The organism is Streptomyces sp. A1277, assembly GCF_004795015.1.
Taxonomy (GTDB): domain Bacteria; phylum Actinomycetota; class Actinomycetes; order Streptomycetales; family Streptomycetaceae; genus Streptomyces.
Genome location: NZ_SSBI01000085.1, coordinates 1 through 10,433, shown reverse-complemented (window position 1 = coordinate 10,433; position 10,433 = coordinate 1). Strand labels below are relative to the sequence as shown.

8 protein-coding genes and 1 pseudogene are annotated in these 10,433 nt (G+C 73.9%); 2 read left to right on the top strand and 7 right to left on the bottom strand.

From position 1 onward, the window contains the following. Positions 1 to 1,010, top strand: a pseudogene (locus tag E6R18_RS33460) (regulator); the annotation flags it as partial. 13 nt (positions 1,011 to 1,023) lie between these two features. Here E6R18_RS33460 and E6R18_RS33455 read toward each other — a convergent pair. Both E6R18_RS33455 and E6R18_RS33450 read right to left on the bottom strand, forming a co-directional pair. Next, entirely contained in the window at positions 1,024 to 2,370 is a 1,347-nt protein-coding gene (locus tag E6R18_RS33455; RefSeq protein WP_136320629.1) for an NAD(P)/FAD-dependent oxidoreductase, read from the bottom strand. A 178-nt stretch (positions 2,371 to 2,548) separates the two neighbouring features. After that, on the bottom strand, positions 2,549 to 3,448 hold the full coding sequence (locus E6R18_RS33450; protein ID WP_136320628.1) for a TIGR01777 family oxidoreductase: 900 nt from the start codon (positions 3,446 to 3,448) through the stop codon (positions 2,549 to 2,551). 56 nt (positions 3,449 to 3,504) lie between these two features. Between E6R18_RS33450 and E6R18_RS33445 the strand changes: the two genes are divergently transcribed. Further along, a complete protein-coding gene (locus E6R18_RS33445; protein ID WP_136320627.1) occupies positions 3,505 to 4,038 on the top strand; it encodes a GNAT family N-acetyltransferase in 534 nt (177 codons plus the stop codon). 12 nt (positions 4,039 to 4,050) lie between these two features. Here E6R18_RS33445 and E6R18_RS33440 read toward each other — a convergent pair whose 3' ends face one another. The 5 genes from E6R18_RS33440 to sucB form a co-directional block, all read right to left on the bottom strand. Continuing rightward, positions 4,051 to 4,572, bottom strand: a complete 522-nt coding sequence (locus E6R18_RS33440) for a DUF4240 domain-containing protein (RefSeq protein WP_136320631.1) — start codon at positions 4,570 to 4,572, stop codon at positions 4,051 to 4,053. Between the two features lie 60 nt (positions 4,573 to 4,632). Then, on the bottom strand, positions 4,633 to 5,613 hold the full coding sequence (locus tag E6R18_RS33435; protein WP_168712511.1) for a YafY family protein: 981 nt from the start codon (positions 5,611 to 5,613) through the stop codon (positions 4,633 to 4,635). 81 nt (positions 5,614 to 5,694) lie between these two features. Further along, a complete protein-coding gene (aceE, locus tag E6R18_RS33430; protein WP_136320626.1) occupies positions 5,695 to 8,364 on the bottom strand; it encodes a pyruvate dehydrogenase (acetyl-transferring), homodimeric type in 2,670 nt (889 codons plus the stop codon). 263 nt (positions 8,365 to 8,627) lie between these two features. Continuing rightward, on the bottom strand, positions 8,628 to 9,251 hold the full coding sequence (locus E6R18_RS33425) for a GntR family transcriptional regulator (RefSeq protein WP_136320625.1): 624 nt from the start codon (positions 9,249 to 9,251) through the stop codon (positions 8,628 to 8,630). Positions 9,252 to 9,381: 130 nt separating this feature from the next. Next, on the bottom strand, positions 9,382 to 10,433 hold a 1,052-nt coding region (sucB, locus tag E6R18_RS33420; RefSeq protein WP_136320624.1), incomplete at its 5' end, for a 2-oxoglutarate dehydrogenase, E2 component, dihydrolipoamide succinyltransferase.

Genomic DNA, 10,433 nt, shown 5'->3' with positions numbered 1-10,433 from the left:
CGCCGTCCAGGCCCGGCGGCACGCCCGCCCCGCCCGGCGCCCCGGCCGCCGTCGTGCCGGGGGCCCCCGGCGTCCCCCGGCAGCGGCAGACCGAGCGGGGCTCGGGGCTGCGGGTCGGTGACGGGGATGTCGCCGCCCTGCGCTCGGTCGCCGAGCTCTTCCGTACGCTCGACCACGCCTACGGCGGCGGCCACGCCCGGCAGGCCCTCGTGCGGTACCTGGAGCACGAGACCGAGCCGATGCTGCGCGGCACGTACACGGAGGCCACCGGCCGGCGCCTGTTCGCGGCCGCCGCAGACCTGACCAGGCTGGCCGGCTGGACCTCGTACGACATCGCGGCCCACGGACTGGCCCAGCGCTACTTCGTGCAGGCGCTGCGGCTCTCCCAGGCGGCCGGGGACCGTGCCTACGGCAGTTACGTCCTCATCACCATGAGCCGCCAGGCGGTCTATCTCGCCCACGGCCGTGAGGCGGTACAGCTGGCCCGGGTCGCCCAGCAGGGCATCGGGTCCGCCGCGCCGCACGCGGTCCTCGCCCTGCTGCACGCGGTCGAGGCGCGCGGCCACGCGGTGCTCGCGGACGCCAAGGCGTGCACCGCCTCGCTCACCCGGGCCGAACGGGCGCTGGAGGCCGCCCGGCCCGGCGACGAGGTGCCGCACTGGGCGCGCCAGTTCGACGAGGCGCAGCTCGCCGACGAGTTCGGGCACTGCCACCGCGACCTCCAGCAGTACCGGCCCGCGGCCCAGTACGCGGAGCGCTCGCTCCAGCTGCGCGCCCCCGTGTACGCCCGCAGCAGGCTGTTCTGCCGGGTGGTGCTGGCCTGCGCCCGGCTCGGCCTCGGCGAGCTGGAGCAGGCGTGCCGGCTGGGTGCGGAGGCCGCGCAGCAGGCCGCCGAGATGCGGTCGGTGCGGGCCACGGAGTACGTGCGCGACTTCGAGCGGCGGCTGGAACCCTTCCGGGACGCCGCCGCCGTCCGGGGCTACCGGGAGCGGGTCGCCGCGCTGGGCTGATGCCCCCTGGCCGTCAGGCCGCCTCGGGGAGCGCCGTCGCGTCCCCGAGGACCGGGCGTACGCCGAGGTCGGTGAGGATCGAGGCGGCGGCCCGGCGGCCCGAGGACAGGGCGCCCTGGACCGTGCCGGTGTCGCGGTGGTCGCCGCACACGTACAGGCCCGCGAGCACCCGGACCGGGCGGGCCGGGTCGTGCGGGGGCGTCATCGCGGGCACCGCCTCCGGGTCGTGGTGGGCGGCCAGCAGCTCCCAGTCGCCGGTGGGCACGCCGTAGAGCGTGGCGAGGTGGGCGCGGACCGTGCGGTCGAGGTCGGGGGGCGGGGTGCCGAGCACCGTGGAGCTGATCAGGGTCCGGCCGTACGGGGCGCGGGCCGGGTCGACCTCGCTCATCACGGCGGTGTGCGCCACCGGACCCGAACGGTCGGCGTCGAGCAGCAGGGAAGCGCCGGTCGGCGGGGGAACGGGGGCGGTGTGGTGGAGCACCGTCACGGGGTGGAAGGCCGGCAGGCGCAGGCCCGGCAGCAGTTCCGCCGCCGCACCGGCGCCCGTGGCGACCAGCAGGGAGCGGCAGCCCAGCTCGCCGTGTTCCTTGGTGCGGACCGAGGTGATGTCGGCGGAGGTGACGTGCACGCCGGTGCGTACGGTGCCGGGCGGCAGGGAAGCGGCGAGGAGCGCCGGCAGGGTGCCCGCCCCGCCCTCCGGTACGCACAGCCGCCCGCTCGCGTAGGTGCGCAGGGCGAGGTCGGCGCACCTGCTGGAGGTGGCGAGGTCCGGGTCGCTGAGCAGGGCGGTGAGCAGGGGGCGTACGAAGCCGTTGAGGGTACGGGCGGACAGGCGGCCGGACAGGGCGTCGAGCGCGGCGCGTTCGGGCCGGGCGAGGATGCGGGCCGGCGGGGTGGCGGCGAGGCGGGCCAGGGCGACCCCGAGGCGTGCCTGGTCGATCGCGCCGCCCATGGCCCCGGTGAGGGCCCCGGCCCGTGGCGGCCGGGGGGCGCTCGCGAGGGCGCGCGCTGCCTTGAGCGCGCCCCGTGCGCTGCGTGAGCCCTGTGCGCCGCGCGTCTCCCCGGTCCGGTGGCGGCGGCCCTCGCTGTGGACGAGGACGCCGGGGTCGAAGGTGCGCAGGACGAGTCCGTCGAGCCCGGGCGTCGTGCGCAGCTCCGGCTGGGCGGTGTTGAGCAGCGGGCCGACGCGGTCGAGCCGGAACCCGTCCACCTCGTCGGTCGTCATCCGGCCGCCGACGCCGGGGCCGGCCTCCAGGACGCTGACACTGACTCCCGCGCTGGTCAGTCGGTGGGCCGCTGACAGGCCGGCGATCCCGGCCCCGATGATGACCACGTCCGCGTGGTGTGCCGTGCTGAGCACGTGCCCTCCCCGGTTCGGCGCAATTGGTGGGGGGCTCTTGCCCTCAACCGCCCACCGGAATGCGCGAGTTCATCAGGAGGCTAGGAGAGTGGCCCGATCGTGCGCAGTCGCGCGCGTACCGGGGCACCGGTGCACGGGGTCGCACACCCGTCTGAATGCGGTGTCGGGGGCGAGGCGATCAGCGCAGGGCCGCGCGGATGGCGGCGTCGACGCCGGGGAAGGCGAACGAGAAGCCCGAGTCCAGCAGCCGCCCCGGCAGCACCCGCTGACTGCCCAGCACGTCCCCGGCGAACTCGCCCAGCGCGATCCGCAGCGCCGGTGCGGGCGCGGTGAACAGGGTGGGCCGCCGCAGCACCCGCCCCATCGCCGCCGTCACCTCCGCGTTGGTGACGGGCGCCGGGCCGGTCAGGTTCACCGGGCCGGACAGCTCCGGCGTGTCCAGGATGTGCCGCAGCGCCGCGATGTGGTCGTGCAGCGCGATGAAGCTCCAGTACTGCCGCCCGTTGCCGAGGCGGCCGCCGAGCCCGGCCCGGAAGAGCGGGAAGAGCCGGCCCCAGGCGCCGCCCTCCCGGGCGACCACCAGACCGGTGCGGGCGTGCACCGTACGCACCCCCGCCTCCTCGGCGGCGGCCGTGGCCTCCTCCCACTCCACGCACACCGACGGCAGGAACCCGTCGCCGGGCGGCGCGCCCTCGTCGACCGCGTGGTTCCCGGTGTCGCCGTAGAAGCCGATCGCCGACCCGGACAGCAGCACGGCGGGCGGGGTGTCCAGCGAGGCGACGGCGTCCGCGATCGCGGCCGTCCCGAGCACCCGGCTGTCCCGGATCTCCTTCTTGTACGCCTCGGTCCAGCGATGGTCGCCCACCCCGGCCCCGGCCAGGTGCACGACCGCGTCGCAGCCCACCAGACCGGCCACGTCCACGTAACCGTGCTTGGGGTCCCACTCCACCTCGTCACCGGCCCGCGCGTGGCGGCGCACCAGGCGGACCACCTCGTGCCCGTCGGCCCGCAGCGAGCGCACCAGCGCCGCTCCGATGAGTCCGGTCGATCCGGTGACGGCGATACGGGAGTGCGGCATGGCACTCATCCTGCCCCATGGACCCCGTCCGACGCGGCCGTGGCACAGTGGCGGCCATGACCGAGTCTGCCGCCTCCGCCGCTTCCGCCCCCGTCGTCCGCCGCGCCGTCCTGGACGACGGCCCCGCCCTCGGAGAGCTGGACCGGGCCACCTGGTCGACGCTGCACGCCGTGCAGCCGCGCCCGCAGCCGCCGTACACGCCGTTCTTCGACGAGCGGCACCTGCCCCAGGACATGCTGGTGGCCGAGGCGGTGAACGAGACGGGGGAACGGGTCCTGGCCGGATACATACGGGTGGTGCCGCCCACCCCGCTCGCCTGCAACGCGCATGTGCGTCAGATACAGGGCCTCGCCGTGGCCGCCTGGGCGCGCGGCCGGGGCGTCGGACGCGCCCTGATCCGCGCGGCCTGTGTCGCGGCACGCGGTGAGGGGGCGAGCCGGCTGACCCTGCGGGTCCTCGGCCACAACGCGCCCGCCCGCGCCCTGTACGAGGCGGAGGGCTTCACCGTCGAGGGCGTGCTGCCGGGCGAGTTCTTCCTGAACGGGCGGTACGTGGACGACGTGATGATGGGCCGCTCGCTCACCCCGTGAGGGGCACGGGCCTCACTCCGGGCCGAACCGCTCCCAGAGCGTGGGCAGCCGGGCCGCCAGGGCCGCGTCGTCGTCGGGGTCCAGCGGTGTGCCCTCCGGCTCGTCGGCCTGCGGCGGCAGCCCGAGGTCCGGTGCGACCGCGCCGGTGAGCTGCTCGTACGCCTCGTCGGCCGCGTACCCCAGCTCCTCCGCGTCCCCGTCCAGCTCCTCGTCGAAGTCCTCCAGCAGCTCGGCCAGGGCGTCCGGGTCGTGCACCGCGCCCTCGAAGACCTCCCGGCCCCGGCCGATCAGCCAGCAGCGGAAGTAGTCGAAGGCGTCGTCGTCCGCGCCGCCGAGCAGCACGGCTGCGGCCGCCCACAGGTCCCAGCGGTAGGCGCGGTTGTAGCGGGCCTCGAAGTGGCGGGCGAAGTCCAGCACGGATTCGGGATCGAGCCGCACCAGCCGTTCGACCAGCAGGTCGGCATGGTCCTCGGGGTCGCCGTCGGCGGCCTCGCGCGTGCTGTCGATCAGCTCCCAGAACTCCGTCTCGTCCATCACGGGTCCAGCATCCGCCCTGGGCGCGGACGATGCACGCCCAGACACCGCATCGAGGGCTCAGGAAGTGTCCCGGTAGAGCGCGTGCAGCCGGGCGGCGGCGTCCGCGAACCTGGTCCGCAGGGCGGCCGGCTCCAGCACCTCCAACTCCGGCCCGAGGCCCAGCAGCTGGCCGTGGGCGACGTCCAGGGACTCGACCGGCAGGGTGACCGTGACCCACCCCTCGGCGTCCGGCGGTCCGGCCGCGTCCAGCGCCTCCCGGGCGGCGGCCCGGTCCACGGTGTGCGGCAGCATGCGCACGGCCGTCTCCGAGAGCCGCACCCGCACCTGCGTGCGCAGGAGCGAGCGGGCGAACGCGGCCGACCGCTCCTCCCAGAAAGCGGACAGGTCGAAGCCCTCGTCCCGGACGAAGAGGGCGTCGCAGACGGTCACGGCGGTGAACCGGTCGATCCGGTACACCCGGAAGTCGTCGCCCGCGCGGGCGCAGAGGTACCAGACCCCGGCCTTCAGGACGAGGCCGTACGGGGCCAGCTCCCGTTCCACGTCGGTGTCCCGGCCGGCCCGCCGGTAGCGGGCGAGGACCGTGCGGTCGCCCCACACGGCCTCGGCCACGGCGGGCAGCACCTCCGGGGTGACCGGCTCCTGGTACCAGGCGGGCGCGTCCAGGTGGAAGCGCCGGCCCGCCCCGGCGGGGGCGTCCCGCAGGGCGGGCGTCAGGGCCGCCGACACCTTCAGACGGGCGGCGGACGCGGCGTCCGCGAGGCCCATCTCGCGCAGGGCGGAGGGCAGGCCGGACAGGAAGAGCGCCTCGGCCTCCTCCCGGGCGAGCCCGGTCAGCCCGGTGCGGTACCCGCCGACGAGCCGGTAGCCGCCCGCCCGGCCCCGTTCCGCGTACACCGGGACACCGGCCTCGGACAGGGCCTGGGCGTCGCGGGCGACGGTCCGCTCCGACACCTCCAGCTCCGAGGCGAGCTCGGCGGCGGTCATACCGGGGCGGGACTGCAGGAGCAGCACCATTCTGATCAGCCGGGCAGCACGCATGCGGCCATTGTGGCCGTACGGAAAGCAGGACGAGCCCGTCCCGCGCACGGGGGCGCGGGACGGGCTCGACAGCGTGTGAGGTCAGAGACCGTACCGGTCCCGGGCCTCCTTGACCGCCGTCGCGGGGACCTCGCCGCGGCGGGCCAGCTGGGCCAGGACCGCGACCACGACGGACTGGGCGTCGACGCCGAAGTGGCGGCGGGCCGCGTCACGGGTGTCGGAGATCCCGAAGCCGTCCGTGCCGAGCGAGGACCAGTCCTGCTCGACCCACTGGCTGATCTGGTCCGGCACCGCGCGCATCCAGTCGCTGACCGCGAGGACCGGACCCGGTGCGCCCTCCAGCGCCTGCGTCACGTACGGCACCCGCTGCTCACCGCGGAGCAGCGCCTCGTCGCACTCCAGCGCCTCCCGGCGCAGCTCGCCCCACGAGGTGGCGGACCAGACGTCGGCCGTGACACCCCAGTCGGCGGCCAGCAGCTCCTGGGCCTCCAGGGCCCAGTGGATCGCCGTACCGGAGGCCAGCAGCTGGGCGCGCGGCGCGTCCGCCTTGGCGGGCGTGCCCTCCTTGAAGCGGTAGAGGCCCTTGAGGATGCCCTCCTCGACGCCCTCCGGCATCGCGGGCTGCGGCTTCGGCTCGTTGTAGACCGTCAGGTAGTAGAAGACGTCCTCGGCGTCGGGGCCGTACATCCGGCGCAGACCGTCCTGGACGATCACCGCGATCTCGTACGCGAACGCCGGGTCGTAGTTGAGCGACGCCGGGTTCGTGGACGCGATCAGGTGCGAGTGGCCGTCCGCGTGCTGGAGGCCCTCACCCGTCAGCGTCGTACGGCCGGCGGTGGCGCCGACCACGAAGCCGCGGCCGAGCTGGTCGCCGAGCTGCCAGAACTGGTCGCCCGTGCGCTGCCAGCCGAACATCGAGTAGAAGATGTAGAACGGGATCATCGGCTCGCCGTGCGTCGCGTACGACGTGGCGGCGGCGATGAAGTCGGCCATGGCGCCGGCCTCGGTGATGCCCTCGTTGAGGACCTGGCCGTCCTTGGCTTCCTTGTAGTACATCAGCTGGTCGCGGTCGACCGGGTCGTACGTCTGGCCCAGCGGCGAGTAGATGCCGGCCGACGGGAACAGCGCCTCCATGCCGAAGGTCCGGGCCTCGTCGGGGACGATCGGCACCCAGCGCTTGCCGGTCTGCTTGTCCCGCATGAGGTCCTTGACCAGGCGGACGAAGGCCATCGTGGTGGCCAGCTCCTGCTTGCCGGAGCCCTTCTTCAGCGCGGCGAACGCGCGCTCCTCGGGCGACGGCAGCGCCACCGCGTGCACCCGGCGGGCCGGGGCGGGGCCGCCGAGGGCGGCGCGGCGCTCCTGGAGGTAGCGGACCTCGGGGGAGTCGGCGCCCGGGTGCGCGTAGGGCACCAGGCCCTCGTCCAGCTTCGCGTCCGGGATCGGCAGCTCCAGCAGGTCGCGCATGGCGCGGAACTGCTTGCCGTCCAGCTTCTTCATCTGGTGGTTGGCGTTGCGCGACTCGAAGCCCGGGCCGAGCGTGTAGCCCTTCACGGTCTGGGCCAGGATCACCGTCGGCGCGCCCTTGTGCTCCAGGGCCGCCCGGTACGCCGCGTAGACCTTGCGGGCCTCGTGGCCGCCGCGCGAGGTGTGGAAGCACTCGGCGATCTTCGCGTCGGTGAGCAGTTTCGCCAGCTCGGCGAGGGCGGGCTCGGCGCCGAAGAAGTGCTCGCGGATGTAGGCGACGTCGCGGGTGGCGTACGTCTGGAACTGCGCGTCCGGGACCTCGCGGAGCCGGCGCACCAGCGCGCCCGTGGTGTCGAGCTGGAACAGCTCGTCCCAGGCGGTGCCCCAGAGCGTCTTGACGACGTTCCAGCCGGCGCCGCGGAAGGCACCCTCCAGCTCCTGGACCACGCGGAAGTTGGCGCGGACCGGGCCGTCGAGGCGCTGCAGGTTGCAGTTGATGACGAAGGTCAGGTTGTCGAGCCGCTCGCGGGCCGCGAGGGCGAGGGCGGCGGTCGACTCGGGCTCGTCCATCTCGCCGTCGCCCAGGAAGGCCCAGACGTGCGAGTTCGACGTGTCCTTGATGTTGCGGTTGGCCAGGTAGCGGTTGAAGCGCGCCTGGTAGATCGCCGAGAGCGGGCCGAGGCCCATCGAGACGGTGGGGAACTCCCACAGCCAGGGCAGCCGCCGCGGGTGCGGGTAGGACGGCAGGCCGTTGCCGCCCGCCTCCTGGCGGAAGTTGTCGAGCTGCTGCTCGTTGAGCCGGCCGTCGAGGAAGGCGCGGGCGTAGATGCCGGGGGAGGCGTGGCCCTGGATGTACAGCTGGTCGCCGGAGCCCTCGCCCTCCTTGCCGCGGAAGAAGTGGTTGAAGCCGGTCTCGTACAGCCAGGCCGCCGAGGCGAAGGTGGCGATGTGGCCGCCGACGCCGAAGCGCGAGCCGCGGGTGACCATCGCGGCCGCGTTCCAGCGGTTCCACGCGGTGATCTTCGACTCCATCTCCAGGTCACCGTCGAAGGCGGGCTCCGCGGCGGTCGGGATGGAGTTGACGTAGTCGGTCTCCAGCAGCTTGGGCAGCGCGAGACCGGCGCCCTCGGCGTGCTGGAGGGAGCGGCGCATCAGGTACGCGGCGCGGTGCGGGCCCGCGGCCTTGGTGACGGCGTCCAGGGAGGCCGCCCATTCAGCGGTCTCCTCCGGGTCGCGGTCCGGGAGCTGGTCGAGCTCGCTCGGAAGCTTTCCTACGGGGTCGGTCATGATCGCCGCCTTCCGGTGAGGAGGGGGGTGGAGAAGTCCCTGACTGGCAGGACAGGGCGATGGGGCCGGTGGGCCCGCGAAGTGAACTGTAAGTCGCCGATCGATGATCGATCAAAGGATGAACGGGAAAACTTCTCGATATGAAGAAATTGGCATGCGGTGCCACGAAACGGGGCACCGAGTGACGGGATTTAGCAGGCAAAAGGGGCGCTCGGCTGCACGGGCGAGCGCCCCTCACGACAGATGCGCCAACGGCGCGGGAATCAGGCGCGCGGCGCGCAGCCCAGTACGTGCGCCTTGACCAGGGTCCCTATGTCCGGATCCTTGCGCAGGAAGGCGTCGATGAGCGCCTCGTGCTCCTCGGCGTACGACTTCTGCACCGTCCCCAGCCAGCGGATCGAGAGCGCCGTGAACACCTCGATGCCCAGGCCCTCCCAGGTGTGCAGCAGCACCGCGTTGCCCGCCGCCCGCACCATCTCGCGGTGGAAGGCCACCGTGTGGCGCACCTGCGCCTCGCCGTCCGCCAGCCGGTCCGCCTCGTACAGCGCCGCCACGTGCGGGGCCAGCAGCGAGCAGTCCTCGCCGAGCCCGGGGGCCGCCAGCTCGGCGGCGATCTGCTCCAGGCCGGCCCGTACGGGGTAGCTCTCCTCCAGGTCGGCGGCGGTGAGGTTGCGGACCCGGACGCCCTTGTTGGGCGCCGACTCGATCAGCCGCAGCGTCTCCAGCTCCCGCAGCGCCTCGCGCACGGGCGTCTGGCTGACCTCCAGCTCGGTGGCGATGCGCCGCTCCACGATCCGCTCGCCCGGCTTCCAGCGCCCGCTGACGATCCCCTCCACGATGTGCTCGCGGATCTGTTCGCGCAGCGAGTGGACGACGGGCGGGGTCATGACGGGCTCCTTCGGACAGACCGGTACGCCTGCGCCGGCACGGTGGCCGGGGCGACCGGTGGTGTCTAGACAATACGGCGGCGCCCCCGCCCGGGAGTGTTCCGGACGGGGGCGCCGATCGTGAGGCTGGTTACAGGCCGAGCTCGACCTCGAACTCGCCGGCCTCCAGGATCGCCTTGACCGCGGTCAGGTAGCGGGCGGCGTCCGCGCCGTCCACCAGACGGTGGTCGTAGGAGAGCGAGAGGTACGTCATGTCGCGGACACCGATGACGGTGCCCTCCTCGGTCTCGATGACCGCCGGGCGCTTCACGGTGGCGCCGATGCCCAGGATGGCTGCCTGGTTCGGCGGCACGATGACGGTGTCGAACAGCGCACCGCGCGAGCCGGTGTTGCTGATGGTGAAGGTGGCACCGGACATGTCGTCCGGCGTCAGACCGCCACCGCGGGCCTTGCCGGCCAGCTCGGCGGTCTTCTTCGAGATGCCGGCGATGTTGAGGTCGCCCGCGCCCTTGATGACCGGGGTCATCAGGCCCTTCTCGGCGTCCACGGCGATGCCGATGTTCTCCGAGTCGAAGTACGTGATGGTGCCTTCGTCCTCGTTGATCCGGGCGTTGATGACCGGGTGGGCCTTCAGCGCCTGGGCGGCGGCCTTGACGTAGAACGGCATCGGGGAGAGCTTGACGCCCTCGCGGGCCGCGAAGCCGTCCTTCGCCTTGTTGCGCAGCTTCATCAGCTTGGTGACGTCGACCTCGACGACCGAGGTCAGCTGGGCCTGCGAGTGCAGCGCCTTCATCATGTTGTCGCCGATGACCTTGCGCATGCGGGTCATCTTGACCGTCTGGCCGCGCAGCGGGCTGGCCTCCAGCTTCGGCGCCTTGGCGGCGGCCGGAGCGGCGGCGGGCGCCGGGGCGGCAGCGGTGGCCTTGGCGGCCTCCGCGGCGGCCACTACGTCCTGCTTGCGGATGCGGCCACCGACGCCGGTGCCCTTGACCGAGCCCAGGTCGACGCCGTTCTCGGCGGCGAGCTTGCGGACCAGCGGCGTGACGTACGCGCCGTCGTCACCGGAGGTCGCGGCCGGGGCGGCCGGAGCCTGAGCGGCCGGTGCCGGTGCCGGGGCGGCCGGTGCCGGGGCCGGAGCGGCGGGAGCCGGAGCCTGAGCGGCCGGTGCCGGGGCGGCCGGGG